At 72.3% G+C, this 21,087-nt stretch carries 24 protein-coding genes; all 24 read right to left on the reverse strand.

Features of this window, described 5'->3' with window-relative positions; all coding sequences use genetic code 11:
- Positions 1–17: 17 nt before the first annotated feature.
- The 24 genes from ACLIRP_RS15045 to ACLIRP_RS15160 all read right to left on the reverse strand — a co-directional run bounded on the left by ACLIRP_RS15045 (position 18) and on the right by ACLIRP_RS15160 (position 21,056).
- Entirely contained in the window at positions 18–3,830 is a 3,813-nt protein-coding gene (locus ACLIRP_RS15045; RefSeq protein ID WP_412061283.1) for an ATP-binding protein, read from the reverse strand.
- Positions 3,827–4,990 (reverse strand): FIST signal transduction protein, encoded by a 1,164-nt coding sequence (locus tag ACLIRP_RS15050; protein ID WP_412061284.1) that lies wholly within the window; start codon positions 4,988–4,990, stop codon positions 3,827–3,829. Before ACLIRP_RS15050 ends, ACLIRP_RS15045 begins: the two co-directional genes overlap by 4 nt.
- 66 nt (positions 4,991–5,056) lie before the next feature.
- A complete protein-coding gene (locus tag ACLIRP_RS15055; protein WP_412061285.1) occupies positions 5,057–5,320 on the reverse strand; it encodes a hypothetical protein in 264 nt (87 codons plus the stop codon).
- A 25-nt stretch (positions 5,321–5,345) separates the two neighbouring features.
- Positions 5,346–6,227, reverse strand: a complete 882-nt coding sequence (locus tag ACLIRP_RS15060; RefSeq protein ID WP_412061286.1) for a hypothetical protein — start codon at positions 6,225–6,227, stop codon at positions 5,346–5,348.
- Positions 6,224–7,000 (reverse strand): hypothetical protein, encoded by a 777-nt coding sequence (locus tag ACLIRP_RS15065; RefSeq protein ID WP_412061287.1) that lies wholly within the window; start codon positions 6,998–7,000, stop codon positions 6,224–6,226. Before ACLIRP_RS15065 ends, ACLIRP_RS15060 begins: the two co-directional genes overlap by 4 nt.
- Entirely contained in the window at positions 6,990–7,619 is a 630-nt protein-coding gene (locus ACLIRP_RS15070) for a hypothetical protein (RefSeq protein WP_412061288.1), read from the reverse strand. Before ACLIRP_RS15070 ends, ACLIRP_RS15065 begins: the two co-directional genes overlap by 11 nt.
- A gap of 4 nt (positions 7,620–7,623) precedes the next feature.
- Complete coding sequence (locus ACLIRP_RS15075) at positions 7,624–8,526, reverse strand: alpha/beta hydrolase family protein (RefSeq protein WP_412061289.1); 903 nt, start codon at positions 8,524–8,526, stop codon at positions 7,624–7,626.
- A gap of 60 nt (positions 8,527–8,586) precedes the next feature.
- On the reverse strand, positions 8,587–9,147 hold the full coding sequence (locus ACLIRP_RS15080; RefSeq protein ID WP_412061290.1) for a hypothetical protein: 561 nt from the start codon (positions 9,145–9,147) through the stop codon (positions 8,587–8,589).
- A gap of 11 nt (positions 9,148–9,158) precedes the next feature.
- Complete coding sequence (locus ACLIRP_RS15085; RefSeq protein ID WP_412061291.1) at positions 9,159–9,731, reverse strand: hypothetical protein; 573 nt, start codon at positions 9,729–9,731, stop codon at positions 9,159–9,161.
- Complete coding sequence (locus ACLIRP_RS15090) at positions 9,728–10,483, reverse strand: hypothetical protein (RefSeq protein ID WP_412061292.1); 756 nt, start codon at positions 10,481–10,483, stop codon at positions 9,728–9,730. The genes ACLIRP_RS15085 and ACLIRP_RS15090 overlap by 4 nt, the downstream gene beginning before the upstream one ends.
- Positions 10,480–11,271 carry a DUF6090 family protein gene (locus ACLIRP_RS15095; protein WP_412061293.1) on the reverse strand — a complete coding sequence of 264 codons (792 nt, stop codon included), beginning with the start codon at positions 11,269–11,271 and terminating at the stop codon, positions 10,480–10,482. The genes ACLIRP_RS15090 and ACLIRP_RS15095 overlap by 4 nt, the downstream gene beginning before the upstream one ends.
- The gene (locus ACLIRP_RS15100) at positions 11,268–12,050 is read right to left on the reverse strand and encodes a hypothetical protein (RefSeq protein WP_412061294.1); all 783 of its coding nucleotides are present in this window, start codon (positions 12,048–12,050) and stop codon (positions 11,268–11,270) included. Before ACLIRP_RS15100 ends, ACLIRP_RS15095 begins: the two co-directional genes overlap by 4 nt.
- Positions 12,047–12,835, reverse strand: coding sequence for a hypothetical protein (locus ACLIRP_RS15105; RefSeq protein ID WP_412061295.1), 789 nt, complete (start codon positions 12,833–12,835; stop codon positions 12,047–12,049). Before ACLIRP_RS15105 ends, ACLIRP_RS15100 begins: the two co-directional genes overlap by 4 nt.
- The gene (locus tag ACLIRP_RS15110) at positions 12,832–13,530 is read right to left on the reverse strand and encodes a hypothetical protein (protein ID WP_412061296.1); all 699 of its coding nucleotides are present in this window, start codon (positions 13,528–13,530) and stop codon (positions 12,832–12,834) included. The genes ACLIRP_RS15105 and ACLIRP_RS15110 overlap by 4 nt, the downstream gene beginning before the upstream one ends.
- A complete protein-coding gene (locus tag ACLIRP_RS15115; protein ID WP_412061297.1) occupies positions 13,527–14,297 on the reverse strand; it encodes a hypothetical protein in 771 nt (256 codons plus the stop codon). The genes ACLIRP_RS15110 and ACLIRP_RS15115 overlap by 4 nt, the downstream gene beginning before the upstream one ends.
- Complete coding sequence (locus ACLIRP_RS15120; RefSeq protein ID WP_412061298.1) at positions 14,294–15,094, reverse strand: hypothetical protein; 801 nt, start codon at positions 15,092–15,094, stop codon at positions 14,294–14,296. The genes ACLIRP_RS15115 and ACLIRP_RS15120 overlap by 4 nt, the downstream gene beginning before the upstream one ends.
- Positions 15,091–15,963 (reverse strand): hypothetical protein, encoded by an 873-nt coding sequence (locus tag ACLIRP_RS15125; protein ID WP_412061299.1) that lies wholly within the window; start codon positions 15,961–15,963, stop codon positions 15,091–15,093. The genes ACLIRP_RS15120 and ACLIRP_RS15125 overlap by 4 nt, the downstream gene beginning before the upstream one ends.
- Positions 15,960–16,661 (reverse strand): hypothetical protein, encoded by a 702-nt coding sequence (locus ACLIRP_RS15130; RefSeq protein ID WP_412061300.1) that lies wholly within the window; start codon positions 16,659–16,661, stop codon positions 15,960–15,962. The genes ACLIRP_RS15125 and ACLIRP_RS15130 overlap by 4 nt, the downstream gene beginning before the upstream one ends.
- Positions 16,658–17,422, reverse strand: a complete 765-nt coding sequence (locus tag ACLIRP_RS15135; RefSeq protein WP_412061301.1) for a hypothetical protein — start codon at positions 17,420–17,422, stop codon at positions 16,658–16,660. The genes ACLIRP_RS15130 and ACLIRP_RS15135 overlap by 4 nt, the downstream gene beginning before the upstream one ends.
- Positions 17,419–18,168, reverse strand: coding sequence for a hypothetical protein (locus tag ACLIRP_RS15140; RefSeq protein ID WP_412061302.1), 750 nt, complete (start codon positions 18,166–18,168; stop codon positions 17,419–17,421). Before ACLIRP_RS15140 ends, ACLIRP_RS15135 begins: the two co-directional genes overlap by 4 nt.
- Positions 18,165–18,911: a hypothetical protein gene (locus ACLIRP_RS15145; protein ID WP_412061303.1), complete on the reverse strand. Its 747-nt coding sequence runs from the start codon at positions 18,909–18,911 to the stop codon at positions 18,165–18,167. Before ACLIRP_RS15145 ends, ACLIRP_RS15140 begins: the two co-directional genes overlap by 4 nt.
- Positions 18,908–19,642 carry a hypothetical protein gene (locus tag ACLIRP_RS15150; RefSeq protein WP_412061304.1) on the reverse strand — a complete coding sequence of 245 codons (735 nt, stop codon included), beginning with the start codon at positions 19,640–19,642 and terminating at the stop codon, positions 18,908–18,910. Before ACLIRP_RS15150 ends, ACLIRP_RS15145 begins: the two co-directional genes overlap by 4 nt.
- Positions 19,639–20,484: a hypothetical protein gene (locus ACLIRP_RS15155; RefSeq protein WP_412061305.1), complete on the reverse strand. Its 846-nt coding sequence runs from the start codon at positions 20,482–20,484 to the stop codon at positions 19,639–19,641. The genes ACLIRP_RS15150 and ACLIRP_RS15155 overlap by 4 nt, the downstream gene beginning before the upstream one ends.
- The gene (locus tag ACLIRP_RS15160; RefSeq protein ID WP_412061306.1) at positions 20,481–21,056 is read right to left on the reverse strand and encodes a hypothetical protein; all 576 of its coding nucleotides are present in this window, start codon (positions 21,054–21,056) and stop codon (positions 20,481–20,483) included. Before ACLIRP_RS15160 ends, ACLIRP_RS15155 begins: the two co-directional genes overlap by 4 nt.
- Between the last annotated feature and the right edge of the window lie 31 nt (positions 21,057–21,087).

The raw sequence follows: 21,087 nt of genomic DNA on the forward strand, positions 1-21,087 counted from the left end.
CCGTCGGCGCCGGGCGGTCAGGGGCGGCCGCCCGGCAGCCGGAGGGTGAACGTCGTGCCCTCGCCCTCGGCGCTCTCGACGGCCAGCGTCCCGCCGTGGCCCTGCGCGACGATGTCGTGGCTGAGCGAGAGCCCCAAGCCGGTCCCCTGCCCTGCCGGCTTCGTGGTGAAGAACGGCTCGAACACCTTGGCCGCGACCTCGGGCGCCATCCCCGGTCCGTTGTCGGCGACGGCGATCTCGACGCCGCCGTCGGTCCCCCGCGTCGAGACGGTCACCGTCGGCGCGTAGCCGCCCGCCCCGGCGTCGGCGCGTTGGCGGGTCGCGTCGAGCGCGTTGTCGACGAGGTTGACCACGACGCGCCCGATCTCCTGGGGCTCGACCACGACCTCGCCCACGTCGCCCGCCAGGTCGAGGCGGAGAGTAGCGGAGAACGCGGGGTGGCGGACCCGCACCGCGTGCGCGGCATGCGCGGCGTGCTCTTCGACGAGCGCGTTCAGCGCGACGGGCCGGTGCGGCCCCGAGCCGCTCCGCGCGTGCTCCATCATCGCCTTCACGATGGCGTCGGCGCGGCGGCCGTGCTCCTCGATCTTGGCCGCGTTCGAGGCGAGGTCGGCCAGGATCGCCCGGCGCTCCTCGGGGTCCGTCTCCCCGGCCAGCTCCTCGACGAGCTCTTGGGACAGGCTGGCGAAGTTGTTGACGAAGTTGAGCGGGTTCTTGATCTCGTGGGCGATCCCGGCGGTCAGCTGGCCGAGGCTCGCCATCTTCTCGCTCTGGATGAGCTGGGCCTGCGTCGCGCGGAGCTCCACGAGCGCCCGCTCGGTCTGGGCCTTCTCTTCGAGGACCGCCCGGTGGTTGGTCTCCGCCTGCTGGAGGTCCTCGAACCGGCGGTACGCGAGGTCGAAGGCGGCGGTAAACCGGACGAGCACGTCCGTGGCCTCTAGGCTGGGGTCGGCCTCGCCCCACAGGGCATAGCCGATCTCGCCGTGCGAGGTCCGGGCCTGGACGAACGTGAGCCCGCCCAGCTCGCGCGCGATCTCGGGCGTGATGCCGTCGGGGTCCACCTGGTGGAAGTGGCCCTTGGTGTTCATGTGGTGCACGTACCGGGCGGCGGCCTCGGCGTCGAACCGGAAGACGCCGACCGGTTCGTCGCCGTGCTCCCACGCCGCCAGCGCGGGGACCATCGAGAAGTCGCGGGGGAGCTCCATGATGGCCGCCACCTTCCGGCCCCCGACGCTGGTCACCGCCTTGTGGTAGCTCTCGGGCGTGTACCGGGTCTGCCAGAACACCTCGGCGGGCAGGCCGAGGCCGGAAAACTCCTGGTGGATCCGGACGATCACGTCGAGCAGTTCGTCGGACGTGGTCATCGCGAGCGCGCGCGAGCGGACCCGCTCCATCGCCGCTTCGATCTGTGCCTCCCGAGCCCGCTCCTCCGCGCGTTGCAGGTCGAGGAACCGGGTGTACGCCTGTTGGAAGACCTTCCCAAACCGCAGCAGCGTCCCGTTGTCCTCGTCCGTGTACGGCCGCCCCGAGAAGTTCTCGACGTACAGCCCGACGTTGTCTAAGAGCACGGTCGAGATCGAGAGCGCGGGGCACTGGCGGTAGAACGCTTTGGCCTCGTCGGGCACGCCGGGGATAAGCTCGAAGAGCTGCTCGTAAAAGGCGTTCTTCTCCTCGAAGCCGAGCTCGTTGGTGAAGACCTGCGTGCCGTCTCGCTTGGCCTCTCGGAGGCTGTTGAAGTGTGCCGAGTCGAAATAGGGGATCGTCACCTCAGACGCGACCTCGTTGGGGTCGGCGAGGTAGATGTGCATGTCCTCCCGGCTCTTGTAGTCGATGATGAACCCGGCGTGGTCCACGTGGAGGCCGACGTCCACGATCTGATCGTTGACAATCCGGATGACGTCTTTGAGCTCCTCGCTCTTGTGCATCCCCATCGTCCGGGAGCGCACGCGCTCCAGCGCGGTCTCGATCCGGGCCTCGCGGGCCTGCTCCTCCGCCTGCTTCAGGTCCAGAAACCGGGTGTAGGACTGCTCGAACACCTTGGCGAACCGCCGGAAGATGTCGTGGGCGTGGGGGACCGCCTCGAACGTGACGAAGATCAGGTAGCCGTACCGGAAGAACGCGACGTGGTCGACCTGGGCCTCCGGGAACGGGACGCCCGAGGCCTGGAGCCCGAGGAGCACGTCGCCCACGCCGGGCACGGCGCAGAGCGCCTCGTAGTGCTCGGCGCACCGGTCCGCCCCGATGGCCTCCACATGCAGGTCCGCGCCCGACTGACCGATGGCGTGGTAGCGCTCGAAGACCCCGACGCGGGGGATGGTGTACTCCGGGTAGAACCCGTCGGCGTTGGCGCCCCACTCCGTCGAGCTCTCATCGCCCTCGTCGTAGATGTGGAAGGCGCAGTGCCAGGTGTCCACGCCCAGCGCCCGGACCTGCTTGACCAACTCGTAGGAGAGCTCGCCCAACTCGTCGCTCGACTGCATGGCCAGGCTCCGGCTCCGGACGCGTTCCAGCGCCGCCTCGACCTCGGCTTCGCGGGCCTGCGCCTCCGCCTGCTTCACGTCGAGGTAGCGCGTGTAGGTCTGGTCGAACACGTTGGCAACGCGGCGGAGGACCGCTGCGCTCTCGTCCGCCAGGGGCTCGAGGCTGGCGGTGTGCAGGGCGCCGAAGGCGGTGAACGAGGCGGTGAGGAGGACCCGGTCGGGCGCCGCCATACCGACTTTCACCTCGTCGGGGAGCCGCGCCAGCTCCGTCTCGGAAAAGAGCACCGTGTCCCAGGTCGCCTTCAGGTCGCCGTGGAGGTCGTAGGTCCACAGCGGGTCCTGCCGGTCCCAGGCGTCGAGGAACGCGTGGTACGACGGGTGGTCGTGGTAGGGGATGTGGTAGCTGTCCGGCTCGTCGGGGCGCTCCGCGTTCGCCATCCAGAAGCGCGCGCTCCGCGTCTCCGGGTCGATGACCCAGAGGACGCACCGGGTGAGGTCGAGGTCAAGGTGTGTCAGCTCGCCGAAGATCCGGCCGATCACGTCGGAGAGCTCGCCGCTCGACCGCATCCCCATCGTCCGGCTGCGGACCCGTTCGAGGGCCGCCTCGATCCGGGCCTCGCGCACCTGCGCCTCGGACTGCTGGATGTCCTCGACGCGGGTGTAGGTCAGGTCGATCACTCGGGCAAACCGCCGGAGGACCGCGGCGTTCTCGTCCGAGAGCGGCTCGGGCCCGACGGCCTGCACGACGCCGTGGGTCGTGGCGGCGTTCGAGAGCCAGATGTCGCCGAACCGCCGCATCCCCTCCTTCGCAGGCTCGGGCAGCCGGCGGAACTCGGTCTCCTCGTGGAAGAACCGGTCCTGCTCGCGCTTGACCTCGCCGGCCAGCTCGATCTCGAAAAAGGGCGCCCCCTGCCGCCACCCCTCGAGGAGCGCCTGGTAGGTCGGGAGGTCGTGGTACGGGACGCGGTAGCGCTCGGGCAGCGCGTCGTCCGTGAGCCCGGACATCCAGAAGTCCGCGTCGCCGGTCTCGGGGTCGAAGAGGACGATGGTGCACCGGCCGGAGGGGAAGGCCAGGGCCTTCATCTCGGTCAGGATCACGAGCACCATCTCGCGGAGCTCGTCGCTGCTCCGCATCGCCATCGCGCGGGAACGGACCCGCTCCAGGGAGGCCTCGACCTCGGCCTCGCGCCGGGCCGCCTCGAGGTCGCCGTGGAGCCGCCGGTAGAGGTGCTGGTCGCGGTCGTGCTGGTTCTCGAGGTCCGCGCGGTGCCACTCGGAGCGCTCGAGCTTCTTCTTGAGGACCCGGAGCTGCTTCTCCAGCGTCTCGACGGAGAGGGGGGCGTCGCTCATGCGTCTTCCCCGATCAGGACGGTGACGAAGGTGCAGTTGTGGTGGAACGGCTGGGGCGAGGCCGGGAGCGGGCAGATCTCGCCGTAGGTGTAGAACCCGAGCACCGGCACGTCGGCCGGGAGCCGCTCCTGGAGCTCGCCGAGCTCCAGGCCCACGCGCGTCCCCAGGACGGCGTGGCGGGCGGCGCAGGAGAAGACCAACGCCAGGTCAGGCGCCCCGCCCGGGAAGGCCCGGGCCGCCTGCTCGGCCGACGACCCGGCGCCGGACAGGACCCGGCCGCGCTCGGGGTCGGTGAACCGGATCCGCGCGCCCTCGACGACCGGGTTCAGCGTGGCCAGGCTCCCGTCGTCCTGGAAGTGCGACGGCGTGCAGAGGTAGAACTCCTCGGAGGGCGCGCCCTCGGCGGCATCGGGGTACACCGCCAGGACGCCGCGCGTGCCCAGCAGGTCGGCCGAGCCGAGGTACCGCACCCAGACGTCGCGCGGCGACTGCCCGTCGATCTCGTGGAGCACCAAGCCGTCGACGCGCGTGGCCCGGAGCGCGTCGCCGATCGGCTCCCACCCACTGGCGACGCCCGTCGAGACGCGGACCGGCCCGGCGACGAGCAGGACGGGGACGGCACCGACATAGACGGCCCCGTTGCAGAACTGGACCGTCCGGTCGAACCGGAGGCCGTCGGCGGCGAACCCCCCGTAGACGAGGACGTCGGGCCCCAGGTCCGTGCCCAGGGTGTCCAGGACCGCCGCGGCGTCGAGGCCGAGCCCCTCGGGGAGCGTGAGGCACAGCGCGGGCGCGTCGCCGAGCCCGTCGCGCGCCATCGCCAGCGCCTGCCGGGCGGCCGCGCGAGGCTCGGCGAGCGCGTCCGTCCCGACGCCCGCCCGGAACCGGACGTGGTCGGAGTGCACGAGCAGGAGCACGACGGAGTCCTCGGCGAAGCCGTCGGAGGAGAGCTCCCCGTGCGTCGTGCAGCCGACGAGCTGGACCCCCGGGTACCGGGCCTCGACGCCGTCGAGCAAGGCCTGGTGGTCGTGGTCGATCCCCGCAAAGAGGAGGCCGGCCTGCGGCGTCTTCCCGCCGAGCGCGGCGGCGCAGGCGTCGAGCGCCTCGGCGATGGCGTCGGCCGAGTCGAGGTCTTGGCTGTGTCCGGTGGCGACGGTCATGGGGGGTGGGGCGCGGAGCGCCCATCATAGCGATCCGGAGGCGATCTCCGTGCGGGCGCCCGTCGCCTAGTCGGCCCGGGCGGCCTGGAGGGCGCGGAGTCCGTCGTAGAGGTCGGCGCGGAGCGCGTCGAGCGCCGCGGCCCGCCCGGTTTCCCGCACGCCGCCGACGCGGAGCGCGCGGCCGACGGGCCCGGCGACGTCAGCGACGGCCCCGAGGTCGTCTGGCCCGTAGCCCGACCCGTCCGGCCGCGGGCCGAGCCCCCCTCTCGACGGCGAGGTCCCCGCCGGCCGGGCGTCGCGTTCCGCCCGACCGACGTCCCGCGGGGCCACGGGGGCCGGCGGGGTGGGGCGTCGGTCACCGCTCGACCTGGGCCTCGATCCGCTGGCGGAGCGCGGCGGCGCTCTCGCGCATCCGTCGGTGCGTGCCCTCGATGTGGCTCAACTCGAGCGAGAGCGACCACGCGCTGGTGTACATGGTCGGGTCGGCGTAGAAGGCGTCCGCGTCGAGCGGCATCGGCGAGACCCAGTCGCCGGTCGGGTAGAGGCCCACGTAGTTGGGCCGTCGCGACCGCGCCTCCCGCGCGCTATCGGAGGCCGTCGCGAACGCGTACTCGGAGAGGTCCACCCGCTGGGTGATGCGCTGGCCCGCTGCCTCCACGATGTCTCGCTGGAGACGCTGCTCTTCCATCAACTCCTCGTTCAGGTCGAGGTAGGCGACGATCGCCGAGCGGAGCGAGTCGTCGCGGATGAGGTCGATCGTTCCCGAGGAGACGAGGGCGTTCGACGTGCCGAGGACGGGGCGGAGGAACCCGAACCGCCACGCGTCGGGGAACCACGTCAGGATGGAGTCGGCCGGGGGCTTCGGCTCGTAGCCGAACGAGCGGAGGAGCTTGCGGGCCGCCGGGAGGGTCCGGGCGAACCGCACGGAGTCCTCGGCGGCGACCAGCCGCTCGGTCTCGGCGAGGTCGGCGGTGAGTTGGCGGAGGTACGTCTGCTCGCGCGCCGCGTCCGTCTGGGCCTGCCCCCACGCCGTCACCTGGAACCCGATGACCACGCCGAGCACGACGATGGCCAGTTCCAGCACGACGGCGAACCAGTTCTGCTCGCGGACCGCCTGCGCCAACCGCCCGAGGATCGTCCACGCCCGCCTCGGGGGATCTGTCGAGGGGGGCGGCGGCGGTGCCGAGGTCGCAGATCCCGAGCGCGGGGTGGGCGGGGTGGGCGGGGCGTCGGTCATGATTCCGTGTGGGTCTCGATGCGGCGGAGCAGCGCGAGGGCGTCGTCGCGCATCGCGGCGCGGAGCGATCGGAGCTCGTCCTTCGCCCGCGTCATCCGCCACGCGGCCCCCAGCAGCTCGCGGTCCGAGAGGAAGGCCTCGGCGTCGAGCGGGAACCGGACGCGGGTCTCGCCCAGGGGCGGGTAGCTCGGCGACCCCTCGACGGCCGCCTCGACCCGCGCCTGCCCCCACGCTTGGTGGTAGGCCTCGATAAGGTCGAGCCCCCTGTCCAGGCGGTCGAGCCCGGCCCACCAGATCCGCCGCTGCTCCTCCTGGGAGTCCAGCTGGCGGCGGGCGGTCTCGAGGTAGGCCGCGATGGCGGTGCGGAGCGAGTCGTCGCGCACGAGCCCGAGGTCGCCGGTGGCGACGAGCGCCTCGACGGTGCCGAGGACGGGCCGGGCGCGGCCGACGCGGGCCAGCTCCGCGCGCCACGCGAACAGCGAGTCCCGGGGCGGGGGATCCGCCGCGTAGAAGGCCGCCCAGATCTGCCCCCCGGCGCGATCGGGGCCGAGCTGCGCCGCGTCGACCTCGGCCGTGAGGCGGGCCGTCTCGCGGAGGTCGGCCGCGAGTTGGTGGAGGTGGCGGTGCTCCCGAGCCCGGTCCTCCCGGTCGCCCCACCCCGCGTTGATGCCGACGGCCGTGAGCACGCCGAGCACGACGATGAGGTACTCCGCGGCGAACCAGCGGAGCTTGGGCCGCCAGTCCCAGCGCGTCGGGCGGGGCTCAGAGGTCATCGCACCCCTCCTCGGACAGGGCCACCGGCGCCGCGATCGGTGCTCGGTCGAAGATCTGGTCGACGAAGGCCTGGAACTCGTCGCTGTACCAGTGCCGCCGCTGCTCCCAGTATTGGTAGACGCCCGGGTAGCGCATCACCTCGTCCAACTGCCGCTGGAAGCCGCGCCAGATCCGCGCGTCCACCATCCCCTCGAGGGAGTAGTAGTGGAGCTGCTCGGCGGAGCGGAGCAGGTGGAACCACATCACGAAGTACTGATAGCGCTCGATGCCGGTGAGGTTGTCGAGCCCGCTGTTGCCGCGGACGTAGATGCAGGCCGACTCGGGGGTCTTGGCGAGAAGGTCGACGGCGGTCTCGTAGTCGACGACGAGCGTCTGGGTCGCCGTCACGCGCTGCGCGAGGGTGTTCTGGCGGAGCTCGATGGCGACGAACACCAAGCCGACGACGACGGCCAGGCTGCTGACGATGGTGGCGACCGTGGCGGCGGTGTCGAGGGGGGTCCGCGGGGCCGGGGCGCGGTCGGATGCCGGCGGAGAGGGCTCGGGACGCGCGCGGCTCGGCTCGCCCTCGGCCGTCGGGGAAGGCGTGGTCGGCTCGGGCGGGGTGGGGGCGTCGGCCATCAGCTCAGTCCTCCGGGGCGTCCCCGGCCGGGCCGGCGCCGCTCGCGATCCACTCTGTAACCATCGCCATCAGCGCGTCGGGGCCGACGCCGCCGAACCCGTGGTCCATCGGCAGCACGTGGGCTTGGAGGGCCGGGTGCTCCAGCGCCCGGAGCCGCCGGTAGAGCGGGACGAGGTGGTCCTCGGCGTAGCACACCGCGTCGTCGAGCCCGCCGAGGAGCAGGAGGCGCGTGCCGAGCAGGCCCTCGGCGTGGGCGGGGAAGCGGTAGGCGTCGGCGTTCTCGGAGAGGTCGCCGATGAACGCGGGCCCGCCGCCCTCGACGGGGCCGCCCTCCCCGAACAGCGACGCCGTCACCCGGTCGAGGAAGCCGCGGATCTTGGAGTCGGGGTCGGAGAACTCGCCCCCGAAGTAGCCGTGGTCGCACGGCGCGAGCGCGGCGACCCCGTCCACGCGGTCGTCGCCCGAGGCGCCCACGAGGGCCGCGGCCGTCCCGAAGCTGTAGCCCACCAGGACGACCGCCGACGGCCTGTGGCCGAGCCGGTCGGCGAACGCGGGCGCCGTGACCACGTCGAGCACGGCGTCGAGGTCGCCGACTGCGTGGGCGAGCGTGAAGGCGCCGCCGGTGCCCCAGAGCCCGCGGTACGTGACGCGCACCACGTCGACGCCGGCCGCGACGAGGGCGGCCGTGACAAGGGAGTCGACGCGGCCCGGGGGCTGGTCGAGGGGGCGGCCGGGGTTGCCGTGGAGGTAGACCGCGAGCGGGCGGGGGCCGTCCGCGTCGGCGGCGCGCGTGAGCGTGGCCGGCAGCGCCACGCCGCCGCTCTCGACCGCGAGCGCGACCGGCTGGGCAACGGCGAGCGCCGGCGCGAGCGCGAGGAGGACGGAGAGGGCGAGGCGTCGGAGCATGGTGGGGAGGAACGCTGGGACGGGAGGAGGCTACCCCCGACGGGCCAAACGGCAAGCCGGTCAGCGCACCGGGCACGCCGGGCCCTCGGCCTCCGCCAGACGGCCCATCGCGGTGCCCATCGCCTCGACGAAGCCCGCCGGGTACCGGTCGCGGCGCGCGGTCCACCACGGGCCGCCGCCGGGCGTGCACAGCCACCGGGCCAGGGGCGGGGCCGCCGACCGCTGGAAGTTGGCCGCCTCGAACAGGCCGCGCCGCGTCCGGTCCCAGATGTGGACCGTCGCCCAGGCGTGCTCTTCGAGGAGCCGGTCGAAGCGGGCCGCGTCGACGGCGTCGAGCGAGTCGCCGGCCAGCCCCTCGGTCCAGACGCGGGCGGCGTCGCGGTCGCCCGCGATCAGCAGGCGGATGGCCTGCCACTGGCTCTGCGTCGCGTTGCTCTCCTGCCGCTCCAGCTGGTCGGTCGCCTGCCGGAGCTGGACGCCGACGTAGACCAGCGACACGAGGACGGCGACCGTGCCGGCGATCTGCGCGAGGTCGGCCCACTCGCTCAGCCCCAGACGGCGGCGGAGGGGCGGACTGGCCGGGGCGTCGGTTGGAAGATCGGGGGGGAGCGAATCGGTCATGGCGAGGGAGGCTACGAGCCGAAGGCCCCGGGAAGGAGGCGGAAGACGAATCCGGCCGCGACGTACGTCGCCAGCGCGAGCCCGGCGATGGCGCGCTGCGCCCGCGCCCCGCCGAGCACGGCGCCCGCCCCGTACAGCCCGACCGTCCACAACTGGATCGGGCGGTACACCGTCCACCACGTCGTCTCGGAGCCGACCGCCCACCCGTCCAGCATCACGACGACCGAGAACAGCGCCATCACGACCATGAACGGGACCCGGATCTGCTCGAACGCCGCCCCCGGCCCCGCCTCGTCGCCGTCGGTCGAAACGAGCAGGCTCGCGGCGATGTGCAACAGCGTCGGGGCGAGGAGCATCCCGAAAAACAGCGGGAACCGCCACTCGGCCGCGCGCAGGTCCCACAGCGACCACCAGTAGAGCGCGGCGACCAGGAACAGCGCCGCCGCCCACGCCAGTTGCAGCGGCTCGACGCGGACCGTGCCCCGCCGCCGGACGATGTCGGCCACGCCCTGGACCAGGTGCGTCACGCCGATCGCGAGCACGAGCGAGACCATCACCAGGATGAAGCTGAAGAGGTCGGTCATGGCGCGGCTGGGGGGAGGGGCCGGCCGGCGAGCTCGGCTTGGAGGGCGGCCCTGGCGCCGCGCAGCTTCCCCAGCGCCCGGTCGTTGAGGCTGGCGCCGGCATCGGTGAGGTAGCGGACCTGGGACACGGCGCCCTGGAACGCGGTGTCGGCGCAGAGCGCGTCGAAGTCGAGCGCGAGCTCGTCCCAGCCGACCGGGCCGAACGGCGTCCTCGCGTCGGGGTAGAGGCGGACGGCCCGCTGCCACGCCACGCCCGTCAGCGGCGCGAGCTGCCCGACGACGGCCTCGAACACGTTCTGCTGGTAGGCCCGGTCGCGCGCGAGGCCATTCAGCACGTCGCGGACGTCCGGGTTCTGGAGCAGCGAGAAGTGCCCGGCCGAGAGCATCTCGTCCATCGTGTTGAGCACGAACACCGACGGCCCAACCTTGCCGAGGTCGGCGATGCCGTCGGCGAACGCGTCGCGGTCGGCCTCGGCGAGCGCGCACGCCTGGAGGCTCGCGACGACGAGCACCTGCCCGGCGCTGTACTCCCGCAAGCGGCCCTGGTTGGCAGCCGTCGTCTCGATGGAGAGGTCGACGTCGGCGAGCAGCCGCTCGAGGTAGACCCGCTCAAGGCGGCGGTCGCCCCGCTCGGCGCTCCACGCCTGCGCCTGGATGCCCACGAACACGCCGACGACGACGATGACGAAGTCGATGGCGACGGCCGTCCAGTTCTGGTCCCGGACGTGTTGGGTGAGGCGGCGTAGGATCATGACGGGCTGGGGCCCCCGGCCCCGCGGCCGTCGAGCTCGGCGGCGACCCGGTCTCGCAGGGCGCGCGCGGCCGGGATAAGCACGTCGTCGGAGATCTTGCTCGACGTGCGCATGATGGACAGCGCCTGGTACAGGTCGCCCCGGAGCGCGTCATCGCGCGTCAGCCGGCCCGCCAGCGCGACGAGGTCGGCACCGCCGGCGGGCGGCGGGCAGGCGTCGAGCACGTGCCGGTGGGCGCCCTCGACGCGGTGGCACGTCATGAGGTGGGCGTGGACGTCGGGCGGGATCACGCGCCGGACGGCCCGCCGGTAGGCCGGGATGTCGGAGCTGAGCTCGACGCCCCACGAGTTGGTGTAGTAGGTCGTCGTGCGGTCGCGGAGGTCGGTGTCCGAGACCAGGCCGAGCTGGCCGGAGCTGACCATGTCGGTGTAGGTCCCGTCGCGGAGGCTCAGCGGGAGCGTGTTGCTGGCGTGGTGGAAGGCCCGGACGACGCGCCACGCCTCGTCGCGCGTCGGCGCGGCCGGGAGGTCCGCCGCGAGGGCGTCGAGGCCGGCCGCGGTCGTCTGCTCCCAGAAGGCCTTGCGCGCGTCGAGCATCACGAGGTCGTCCGAGAGGTCGTCGTGGAGGCGGACGAGGTAGGCCGTGGCGCGGCGCTCGTCGGCCCGGGCGGCGTTCCAGTTGCCGAGCTGGATGCCGAGGAACACGCCGACCACGACGATCACGAGGTCGATGCCGATGGCCGTCCAGTTCTGGTCCCGGACGTGCTGAAGGACGCGGCGGAAGATCATGGCGAGGGGGGAGCGGTCGCCGCGGGGAGGGCGTCCAAGACGTCGAGCGCGCGGCGGAGCCCCGCGAGTTGCTGCTCTTGGTGGCCTCGGAGGACGGCCGCCGCCAGCCGGGTCTCCCGGAGGGTCGCCCGGAACGAGGGGTCGTCGAGCGCATCGGCGATGGAGGGGGCGGCGACGGGCCGCCGGTCGGCGGGCAGCCAGTCGCGCGACGACGCGAGCGAGTCGAGGCGGGGCGTGAAGCCGTGCACGGCGATGAGGTCGTCGATGCTCACGCGGCGGTTCAGCTCAAACAGGGCGTCGAGCAGCCGGGACCGCCAGAGGGTTGCGTCGGCGGCGAGGTAGTCGGCCTCCTCAACGGTCTCGACGACGGCCTGCCGGAGCGGCGGCGGGAGCAGGAGGAGGTCGCCCGTGGCCCCGAGCGCGCGCGCCGTCCCGAGCGTCGGACGCGGGTCGCTGTAGTAGTTCAGGTCGAGGGTCCACGCCACGAGCGAGTCCTCCGGCGGCCGATCGGCCGCGTAGACGGCGCGCTGGAGCCGGACCGCGGCCCGCTCGCTGCCCCGTTGGATCGCGAGCTCGCGGTCGAGCTGGGCGACGCTGGCCGCGAGGTCGGCGCGGAGTTGATCGGCGTAGGCTCGCCCCCGGACCGCGTCGCTCCGGGCCTGCCCCCACGCCGTCACCTGAAACCCGATCACGACGCCGACGACGACGATGGCGAAGTCGAAGGCGACGGCCGTCCAGTTCTGCTCTCGGACGTGCTGGGCAATGCGGCGGAGGATCATGGCTCACGTGGGGGCGAGTCGCGGCGCCCACCTCGGCGCTCCGCGTGGTCGGCGAGGAGGCCAGAGTAGGCGTCGAGCCGATCCGCGACCTGGTCGAGGTAGGCCACGTAGAAGGCCTGCGTGAGCGCGGCGTTCGACGCCAGTGCGGCGAGGTCGGGCCGGTTGCAGAGGCGCTCCGGGGTCCGGAACTCGAGGTCTCCGGTGACGTCGCGGTAGAAGCCGCGGTTGTCCTGGTCCCACTCCAGGGGGGCCGTCTGGACCAGCCCGGCGTCGAGATAGACCTGCTCGGCGGCCCGCTTGACCGGGACGTACCGCCGCCACTGCTCGGTCACGAACGCCATCTCGACCACGACCTCGCGGACGGCGGTCTGGAGCGCCTCCGACTGGAGCAGCGCCAGCCGCCCCGACTCGGCGGCCTCGGCGGCCGTCGTCAGCGCGAACCGCGGCGGCGGGAAGTCGCCGACGCCGAAGATCTGGGCCTTCTGCTCGTTCGTCTCGGCCTCGCCGCACCGGGCCGGGTCCTCAAGCCGGGCCACGAGCGCAACGATCTGCTCCGAGTTGCCGGCGTGGAAGGCCCGGTGCTCGGCGAGCGCGCGCCGAGCGTCGCCGGCCTCGTCGAGCAGGCGCCCGACGAGGGCCGCCTCCTCGGCCCGCGCCTTCCGCGCGTCGTTCCAGTTCGACACCTGGATGCCGAGGAACACGCCGACGACGACGATGGCGAGATCGAGGCCGACGGCGGTCCAGTTCTGGTCCTTTACGTGCTGGGCGATGCGGCGGAGGATCATGCGAGTGCGGCGTCGAGGGCAGCGAGGAGGGCCTCCACCTCGGCGATGGTCCCCTCGTAGAAGGGGATCTCGGTCCCGACGACGATCTCGCGGCGGTACGCCACGAGGTTGCCGAAGTAGGGGTCGGCACGGGTCCGCTCGTAGTCGAGGGGCGTCGCGGTCACCCCGAACACCATGTCGCTAAAGTGGGCGAGGACGTACGGCCGCATGAGGTCGAGGACGGCGCTCCGCTGGGTCTGCTGGAGCTCATCGAGAAGGTCGTAGCGGAGGTCGTAGAGCCGGGCGGCCTGGGCGCGGAGGGCGGGGTCGGCGAGGATCCCGAGGCCCCGGGACTTGAGCGACTCGTAGGGCGAGGCGTTGACGGTGACGAGGCTGAGGCCGTAGACCGCGCCGAAGTAGGCGTCGAGCGTGTCGGCGTAGAGCCCTCCCCCATCGAGGTGGGCGCTGAGCGCGTCCATCCGCCGGACCTTCTCGTGGAAGGCGGCGAGTTGGTCCTCGAGGATGCCGAGGTCGTCACGGAGCGCGTCGCGGAGCTCGAGCTGGACGGTCCGCTCGTCGGCCGCCGCGCGCCGTGCGTCGCCCCACGCGGTCACCTGGAACCCGATCACGACGCCCACGACGACGATCACGAGGTCGAGGGCAACGGCGAACCAGTTCTGCTCTTTGACGTGTTGCGTGATGCGGCGGAGGATCATCGGAGTTGTGCCTCGAGTTGGGCGATGAGCTCTTGGTTTCGCACGAGATCACGGCGCGCGATGTTGAGGACGATCAGCCGGATGGAGATGCCGTATCGGATCGCCTCGGCGAGATCGGGGTCGGTCCGCAGTGCCGATAAGGCGTCGGCGATCTCGGAGGCGCCCCCGAACGGCGGGCAGCCCGTGCGGCCGTCCCCGCTCGACCGGTACACGTTCTCGGAGTAGCACGTCACCCAGAAGTAGCGCTGGAGCGCGGGCGGGTACTTGCTGCGGATCATCTCCCGGAGTGGCGTTTCGTAGGTGTAGAAGGGGTCGGACTCTGCGATGCGCGCGTAGTAGTCGCTGATGGACCGGCGGAGATCGGCGTCGGCGATGAGGCGGATCTGGCCGGTGCTGCGGAGCTCTTCGTAGGCTGTCTTGTCGGGGGCGAAGACCCCCCAGCCGGCGCGGTAATAGGCCAACTGCGCCATTTCCCAGGGGGTGCGCTCGTCCAGGTCACCCTTCTCCACGTAGACGAGCATCGATTCTAGATCACGCTCCTCGTCCTGCCAGCTCTGAAGCCGGGTCTCGAAAACCTCGGCGTCGGTGCGTAAATCGCCAGCGATGCGCTGCAGATACGACGTGCCTAGCTCCCGCTCCTGACGCTCGGCGTTCCAGTTGCCGATCTGGATGCCGAGGAACACGCCCACGACGACGATCCCGAAGTCGATGGCGACGGCGGTCCAGTTCTGCTCTTTCACGTGCTGGGCGATACGGCGGAAGATCATGGCGCGGCCCCGAGTTCTCGGTCGAGGAGGGCGATCAGGCCGACCACGTCCTCCTCGAGTTGGAGGAGCGAGGCGACGAGGATCGGGTGGAGGTAGGCCGCCCAGTCCACGAGCACGGCGTACTCCGTCGACGCCGCCAGCGCCGCGTAGTCGACGGGCGTGGCCCGCTGGGTGGGCACGAGGTCCCGGAAGTGCGCGGTGTAGTACGGGAGCACGTTGTCGAACACGAACGACGACGTCCGGTCTTGGAACTCGACGACCGTGGGGTACCGAACCCCGTAGAGGCGCCCGACCTCGGCCCGGAGGGCGCCGTCCGTGATCGTCTCCAGGCCCCGCTGCTTGAGCGTCTCGTAGGCGGTCCGGTCCTGCACGGAGTACGTGACGCCCATGACCCGCCCGAAGTGGACGTCGAGCGTGTCGGCGTAGGGCCCCCCGGCCGCCAGGTGGCGCTGGAGCATCTCCGCGCTCGCCGCGAAGCGCCCGTGGTAGGCCGCGTTGCTCCGGACGTCCTCGAGGTCGTTCGCGAGGGCGGCGCGGAGCGCACGGAGCGACTCGGTCTCGACCCTCCGGGCCTGCTGCGCCTGCCCCCACGCCGTGACCTGGAAGCCGATGACGATGCCCACGACCACGATGACGAGTTCGAGCGCGACGGCAAACCAGTTCTGCTCGCGGACCGCCCGAGTCAGCCGGCCAAGGACCGTCTCCGCCCGCCTCGGGCGGAGCGCGGGGGCGGCCGGCGGAGGCCCCGAGGTCGGAGATCCCGTGTGCGGGGCGGGCGGGGATGGGGCGTCGCTCATCGGTCCAGGTCGGCGTCGACGAGCGCGCGCAGCGTGGCGGCGTCCTGCCGCATCCGCTCCCGGCCGCGGCGGAGATTCTGGGTGCCGAGCACGAGCTGCTCCGCCGCGTGCCGGGCGTCGCCGTCGCTGAGGAACCGGTCGACGTCGAGCGGCCGGGGCGACCGCCGGGGCCCCTCGAAGTACGCGGTCCCGTCGAGCGGCACGCCGAGCGCACGCTCGATGCGGTCGGGGGGGAGGACGGCCATGATCGGGACGGAAAAGTCGACGTGGCGGCGCAGGCGCTCCTCGGCGGACGCGCGGGTCTGCTCGAACCGAGCCTGGACGTCGATCTCCTCCCGCGCGTCCTCCAGGTACTCCGTGAGCGCGGAGCGGAGCGAGTCGGTGCGGATCAAGGCGAGGTCGCCGGTCGCCACCAGGGCCTCCACCGTCCCGAGGACCGGGCGGCGCGGGGCCCCGAACGCGGCGTTGCCGACCCACCGCAGGAGCGAATCGCGCGGCGGGCGCTCCGGGGTGTAGAACGCGCGCTCCAGGAGGTAGATGGCCCGCTCGATGCCCAAAGCCCCCGCGTCCGCCTCGGTCATTGTCCGCTCGGTTTCTGCGAGGTCGGCCGCGATCTGTTCGAGGTAGCCCTGCTCCTTCGCGGCATCGGCCCGCTCGGCGCCCCACGCCGTGACTTGAAACCCGATGACGACGCCGAGCACGACGATGACCACCTCCAGGGCGACGGCGAACCAGTTCTGCTCACGGACGGCCTGCGTCAGCCGGCCGAGGATCGTCCCCGCCCGCCTCGACGGGACGGACGGGGGCGGCGGGGTCACCGGGGTTGCAGATCCCGTAGGCGGGGCGGGCGGCGTGGGGGTGTCGGTCATCGGGTCCCCTCAGGGTCGCGGGCTTGTGGGGGCATGCCGTCGAGGCGGTAGCCCGAGCGGCGGCAGTTTTGCTCGAAGGTCCGGTCGGCGTCCAACCGGTAGGCGAGGCACTCCGCCCACTGCGTCATCACCTCGGTGTCGCGGCGGTACTCGCGGAGGCGGTCCATGTTGGCCTGGAAGCGGGGCCGGAGCCGGCCGTCGACGTCGTAGAAGGTCGAGGCCCCGGCGATCTCGCCCGGCAGCACCTCGTCCTCGACGAAGAGGACGTAGCGGACGTACTTCTGCCCGATGCCCTCCAGCTCCGAGTAGTAGTACGTGAGGTCGAACAGGGTGAACGGGTCGAACAGGTCGGCCAGCCCCATCTGCTCGATGGTCGACCACGTGTCGGGCGCGGTGTCCCCCCCCTCGATGCGGTACGTGAACGGGGCCGGCCGCTCGCCCCGCGCGCGCGCGGCGTCCCACGCCGCCAGCCCGGCGTCGATCTCGGCGACGAACCGGTCCTGCACGCCGATCGCGTCGCGGAGGTTGGTCTCGAGCGCGTCGACGATCTGGCCCCGCCGCTGCTGGCCGAGCCGCTCGGCGTTCCAGTTGGCCACCTGGGTGCCGATGAACACGCCGACGACGACGATCACGAAGTCGATGCCGACGGCGGTCCAGTTCTGGTCCCGGACGTGCTCGGCAATGCGGCGGAAGATCATGGCGCGTCCCCGAGTTCGGACTCAATGGTGGCGAGGGCCCGCTCGCCGAGGGCGATCAGGCCATCGAGGCTGACCTCGACCCCGCCCGCGAACCCCGTCCACTCCGTCAGGGCCGCGTGGACGTCGGGGTGCGCCACGACCGCCGCGACGCCGGCCTCGGAGACGGCCGGCGCGACGCCTGGGGGGCAGTCCTCCAGATAGCGCTCCTCGCCGTCGGCCAGCACGAAGCAGCGCTCCCAGTACGGCCGGTGGGCCGCGAGGGGGACCAGCCCCCGCACGAGCGACCGGTACGCCGGGGCCTCTTCGAGGGGCCGGGCAAACTGGTCGGCCTGGCGGTGGTACGCCTCCATCGCGTCCACGACGGCGCGGTTGCGGGGCCACCCGCTCCGGCGCATCTCGTCGTAGGTCGAGCGCGGGACCGCGACCTGCTGCCACTGCGAGGCGTGGTAGAAGTCGACGAGGATGGCCCAGCACCTGTCGCCGCACTCCGCCCCGGCGTCGAGGAACGCGACGGCCCGCTCGCCGGACCGGCCGACCTGGGCGTAGGCGGCCCGCTTGACGGCGAGCTGGTCGATGGACTCGGCGACCTCGGCGCGGAGCTCGCCCAGGAGCATCCGCTCGCGGGCGTCCTCGGCCCGCGCCGCGTTCCAGTTGCTGACCTGGATGCCGATAAAGACGCCGACGACGACGATCACGAAGTCGATGGCGATGGCCGTCCAGTTCTGGTCGCGGACGTGCTGGGCAATGCGGCGGAAGATCATGGCGTGGCCTCCGAGAGGAGTGTTTGAGTCTCCTGCAGTTCGCTCCGGACGGCCTGGAAGGCCGTCGGGACGTTCCCCTGCCAGAAGAGCCACGTCCGGTACGACTTGATCAGGTCGTTGTCGCGGCACGCCTCGGGGATCGGCACCTGGAGCGAGAGGGGGTAGGCCACGGTCGTGAACTCGGCTCCGTAGAACGTGAACGCCCCTTCCCTCGGCGCGCCGATACCGATCAGCGGGTTGTTCTCGAAGCGTCCCTCTTGGGGGTAGAACTCGGAGATGATGGCCTCCCGAGCCATCATCTCGAAGGTGAACAGCAGATCGGCCAGCCGCTGGCGCTCCGCGGCGGATTGCTGGGCCAGCAGCGCCGGATCTGACGTCAGCTCGTCCAGGGCGCTCCGCCGGAGGTGGAGCCCGTGGGTCCCCACCAGGGTGTTCAGGCTCCGATTGACAGCCTCTCGGTTCGCCTCGGTCTCCTCGCACGTCCGCAGCGCTGCAAAGCCGTCTCTGGCGCGTTCCAGCCGCCCTTCGACCTCGTCGTCGAGGTCGTCTAGGGTAGCGAGGTTCGCCACGACCTCGGCATCGAAGCGTTCGAGCGCCCGGCCATACTCCGCTCGGTCGGCGCGGGCGGCGTTCCAATTGCCAAGCTGGATGCCGAGGAACACGCCGACGACGACGATCACGAAGTCGATGCCGACGGCGGTCCAGTTCTGGTCCCGGACGTGCTGGATGACGCGGCGGAGGATCATGGGGCGTCGGGGTCGAGCCGGGCGAGGAGGGCCTGGGCCTCGTGCCGGAGGTCGCCCATGAGCTTGAGGTGGCGGTTCGTGAACAGCCAGTAGGTCTTGGCCGCCGCCACCAACGCCGGGTCCCCGCGGAACCGGGCCGCCAGCGCCGCGGCCGGGAGCGCGTCGACGGGCGAGAGCCCGGCCCGCTGCTGCTCGGCCACGAGCCGGTCCCAGTTCAGGCGGAGCTCGGCCTCGAACGTCCGCGCCTTGTCGACCTGGGCGTAGTACTGCTGGATCTCGCGGACGAGCCCGGCGTCGCCGATCACGCCGATCCCCTCCGTGCTCACGATTGTGTCGTAGGTGAGGCGCGTGCCGTCGAGCGTGGTCAGGATAAAGGCCGAGATCCCGACCGTCCGCGCGTCGGCCGGGTCGTACGGCGGGACCGGTTCGATGGCGATCCGCCCGCGCGCCGAGTCGAACCCGTCCGGCAGCGGCTCGCCGGTCGCCGACTCGATCAGCCATGCGAGGGCCGACATCCGGACGGTCGCGACGTGGAGGACGGCGTCGATCTCGGCGACGTCGCTCTGGACGTCGCGGGCGAGGCCCGCGCGGAACGTCGCCTCGCGCCGCTGGTCGACGCGGTCGGCGTTCCAGTTCGAGGCTTGGAGCCCGACGAACACGCCGACCACGACGATCGCGAAGTCGATGGCGACGGCCGTCCAGTTCTGGTCGCGGACGTGCTGGGTGATGCGGCGGAGGATCATCGCTGGATCTCGGCGTCGAGGAGCCGGAGGAGGGTCTCGATCAACTCGCGCACGGGCTCGCCGTCGGCGATGATGAACCGCGTCTGGACCCAGCGCTCCTCTACGAGGTTGGAGAACTCGAGGTCGGCCAGGAGCGCCCGCCGCTGGGCCGGGAACGCGTTGGGCCGAACGGGCTCGATGAGGCCCGCGCGCGCGTCCACAACGGCGACCGGGTACCGAGTGGCGAGGTACGGGATCACCCGCTTGGTAAGGAGCTCGGCGACGAACTGCTCGTTCTCCTCCATGTTGGCGAGCACGGTCGGCCACCGCGCGAGCGCGGCCTGGAGGCTGTCGCTCCGGACGAGCGAGATCTGGCCCGACCCGAGCACGGCGTTGATGCGGCCCACGGTCGGGTCGAGGTTCTGCCAGTCGACGAACGCGGACAGGAGCGAGTCGAACAACGTCGGGTCCGGCTCGGGCGGGTTTGGCTCCGTCAGGGCGTGGAGGTCGCGGAGCTGGCGCATGTGAAGGTCCCGGATCTCGGCGACCCGGGCGTACGTCGCGCGGTTCTCGACCATATCCGCCCGCAGGCCGCGCAGCAGCACCTGCTCCCGGGCCCGCTCGGCCCGCTCGCTTCCCCACGCCGTCACCTGAAAACCCATGGCGACACCGACGACGACGATGACGAAGTCGATGGCGACGGCCGTCCAGTTCTGGTCGCGGACGTGCTGGGTGAGGCGGCGCAAGATCATGGCGCCTCGCGGGTGTCGAGGACGTGGAGCGGGTCGGCCTCGGCCTCCTGGAGGATCCGGTCGATCAGGTCGTCGGCCTCGCGGTACTGGTCGGCGAGGAACTGGGCCATCACCAGCTTTTCAGCGACGTAGTTCTCGAACCGTGGATCCGTCAGGAGCGGGCGGTTGCTCACCGCCAGCGACGACCGCTCGGCCCCGATGCGGCCGTGGTTCGTGTTCCGTAGCGACCCGTTCTCCTTCACGTAGTCGATGAGGTCCTGGGAGCTCCGCTCCATCCGCCGGTTCCCCTCGTCGACCTGCCGCATGTGGCGGCCCCACTCGAAGAGCAGGGGTTTCAGCCCGTCGTCGGCGAGGGCGGAGAGCTTGCCCGAGCCCACCAGCTCCTGCGAGGCCGCGCTGCTGGGCGTCCACGTCGGCCAGAAGAAGGTGAACTCGATGAGGCTGTCGAGCGCGGCGTCCGACGGCCCGGCGTCCGGGCGGCCGACGAGCGCGAGGACCTGGCCGCTCGCGCCCATGATGGCGTCGAGGTCGGCCCGGGTCGCCGCCAGGCTGGCCCGATTCGAGGCGAACTCGCCCCCGAGGTTCTGGACCAGCGCCCGGACGTCGCGCTCGGCCGTGCGCGTCTCGTTCCAGCGGTTGGCCTGGAGGCCGAGGGCCACCCCGACGACGACGATCGCCAGCTCGATCGCGACGGCGGCCCAGTTCTGCGCGCGGACGGCCCGGGCCAGCCGGGACAGGATCGTCCCCGCCCGCCTCGGTGGATCCGTGGGCGGGGGCGTCGGCGGGGGCGCCGAGGTCGCAGATCCCGTGTGCGGGGCGGGCGGGGTGGGAGCGTCGGTCATCGGGCGTCGGCGGGCGTGTCCATGAGCGCATCGACGAGGGCCTGGAAGTCGGCGCTGAACAGGAACCGCTCGCTGGCCCACGCCCACTGCGTCTGCCGCCGCCGGAGCTCGAGCTCGTCGGGCGCCCCCGTCGCCGAGCGCGGGGCGCCGTAGCTGGCGATCTCGCGGACGACGGCGTCGTAGATCGCCGGGTCCACGGTCCCGTTCTGGTGCTGGCGGTGGACGTCGGCCCAGATGTGGAAGAGCGCCCGCCAGAACCCGAGCATCTGGACCTGGGCCTCGGCCGGGGCCGCCGCGGGGTCGGCGGCATGCGCGGCGAACGCCCGCGCGAGGGCGGGGCTCGAGGCCTGGAGCAGGCTGAGGTCGCGGAAGGCGTCGGCGACGGCGGCGTTCGTGGCCGCGCGTGTGGCGACCGAGCTCTGGCGGATCTGGAGCCCCACGAACAGCAGCGACCCGACCACGCCCACCAGCCCCACGACTTCGATCACGCGCTGGAGCGTGAGGTGGCGGCGCGGCGGGGCGACGGGCGGGGGGGGCGGTGTCGGGTCGAGCGCCGAGGGAGGGTCGGTCATCGGGTCGCCGCGCGCGGGCTCATCTGGAGGG

This window comes from Rubrivirga halophila (genome assembly GCF_046845755.1).
Taxonomy (GTDB): domain Bacteria; phylum Bacteroidota; class Rhodothermia; order Rhodothermales; family Rubricoccaceae; genus Rubrivirga.

What these genes read in the sequence shown, in the direction of transcription:
- ACLIRP_RS15085 (WP_412061291.1), bottom strand. Translation starts at nt 9,731, where the DNA reads ATGACCGACCTCTTCAGCTTCATCCTGGTGATGGTCTCGCTCGTGCTC.
- ACLIRP_RS15095 (WP_412061293.1), bottom strand. Translation starts at nt 11,271, where the DNA reads ATGATCTTCCGCCGCGTCCTTCAGCACGTCCGGGACCAGAACTGGACG.
- ACLIRP_RS15120 (WP_412061298.1), bottom strand. Translation starts at nt 15,094, where the DNA reads ATGAGCGACGCCCCATCCCCGCCCGCCCCGCACACGGGATCTCCGACC.
- ACLIRP_RS15140 (WP_412061302.1), bottom strand. Translation starts at nt 18,168, where the DNA reads ATGATCCTCCGCCGCGTCATCCAGCACGTCCGGGACCAGAACTGGACC.
- ACLIRP_RS15075 (WP_412061289.1), bottom strand. Translation starts at nt 8,526, where the DNA reads ATGCTCCGACGCCTCGCCCTCTCCGTCCTCCTCGCGCTCGCGCCGGCG.
- ACLIRP_RS15155 (WP_412061305.1), bottom strand. Translation starts at nt 20,484, where the DNA reads ATGACCGACGCTCCCACCCCGCCCGCCCCGCACACGGGATCTGCGACC.
- ACLIRP_RS15160 (WP_412061306.1), bottom strand. Translation starts at nt 21,056, where the DNA reads ATGACCGACCCTCCCTCGGCGCTCGACCCGACACCGCCCCCCCCGCCC.
- ACLIRP_RS15050 (WP_412061284.1), bottom strand. Translation starts at nt 4,990, where the DNA reads ATGACCGTCGCCACCGGACACAGCCAAGACCTCGACTCGGCCGACGCC.
- ACLIRP_RS15045 (WP_412061283.1), bottom strand. Translation starts at nt 3,830, where the DNA reads ATGAGCGACGCCCCCCTCTCCGTCGAGACGCTGGAGAAGCAGCTCCGG.
- ACLIRP_RS15130 (WP_412061300.1), bottom strand. Translation starts at nt 16,661, where the DNA reads ATGATCTTCCGCCGCATTGCCGAGCACGTCCGGGACCAGAACTGGACC.
- ACLIRP_RS15135 (WP_412061301.1), bottom strand. Translation starts at nt 17,422, where the DNA reads ATGATCTTCCGCCGCATTGCCCAGCACGTCCGCGACCAGAACTGGACG.
- ACLIRP_RS15115 (WP_412061297.1), bottom strand. Translation starts at nt 14,297, where the DNA reads ATGATCTTCCGCCGTATCGCCCAGCACGTGAAAGAGCAGAACTGGACC.
- ACLIRP_RS15060 (WP_412061286.1), bottom strand. Translation starts at nt 6,227, where the DNA reads ATGACCGACGCCCCGCCCACCCCGCCCACCCCGCGCTCGGGATCTGCG.
- ACLIRP_RS15080 (WP_412061290.1), bottom strand. Translation starts at nt 9,147, where the DNA reads ATGACCGATTCGCTCCCCCCCGATCTTCCAACCGACGCCCCGGCCAGT.
- ACLIRP_RS15145 (WP_412061303.1), bottom strand. Translation starts at nt 18,911, where the DNA reads ATGATCCTCCGCCGCATCACCCAGCACGTCCGCGACCAGAACTGGACG.
- ACLIRP_RS15105 (WP_412061295.1), bottom strand. Translation starts at nt 12,835, where the DNA reads ATGATCCTCCGCCGCATCGCCCAGCACGTAAAGGACCAGAACTGGACC.
- ACLIRP_RS15110 (WP_412061296.1), bottom strand. Translation starts at nt 13,530, where the DNA reads ATGATCCTCCGCCGCATCACGCAACACGTCAAAGAGCAGAACTGGTTC.
- ACLIRP_RS15090 (WP_412061292.1), bottom strand. Translation starts at nt 10,483, where the DNA reads ATGATCCTACGCCGCCTCACCCAACACGTCCGGGACCAGAACTGGACG.
- ACLIRP_RS15070 (WP_412061288.1), bottom strand. Translation starts at nt 7,619, where the DNA reads ATGGCCGACGCCCCCACCCCGCCCGAGCCGACCACGCCTTCCCCGACG.
- ACLIRP_RS15125 (WP_412061299.1), bottom strand. Translation starts at nt 15,963, where the DNA reads ATGACCGACACCCCCACGCCGCCCGCCCCGCCTACGGGATCTGCAACC.
- ACLIRP_RS15100 (WP_412061294.1), bottom strand. Translation starts at nt 12,050, where the DNA reads ATGATCCTCCGCCGCATTGCCCAGCACGTCCGAGAGCAGAACTGGACG.
- ACLIRP_RS15065 (WP_412061287.1), bottom strand. Translation starts at nt 7,000, where the DNA reads ATGACCTCTGAGCCCCGCCCGACGCGCTGGGACTGGCGGCCCAAGCTC.
- ACLIRP_RS15150 (WP_412061304.1), bottom strand. Translation starts at nt 19,642, where the DNA reads ATGATCTTGCGCCGCCTCACCCAGCACGTCCGCGACCAGAACTGGACG.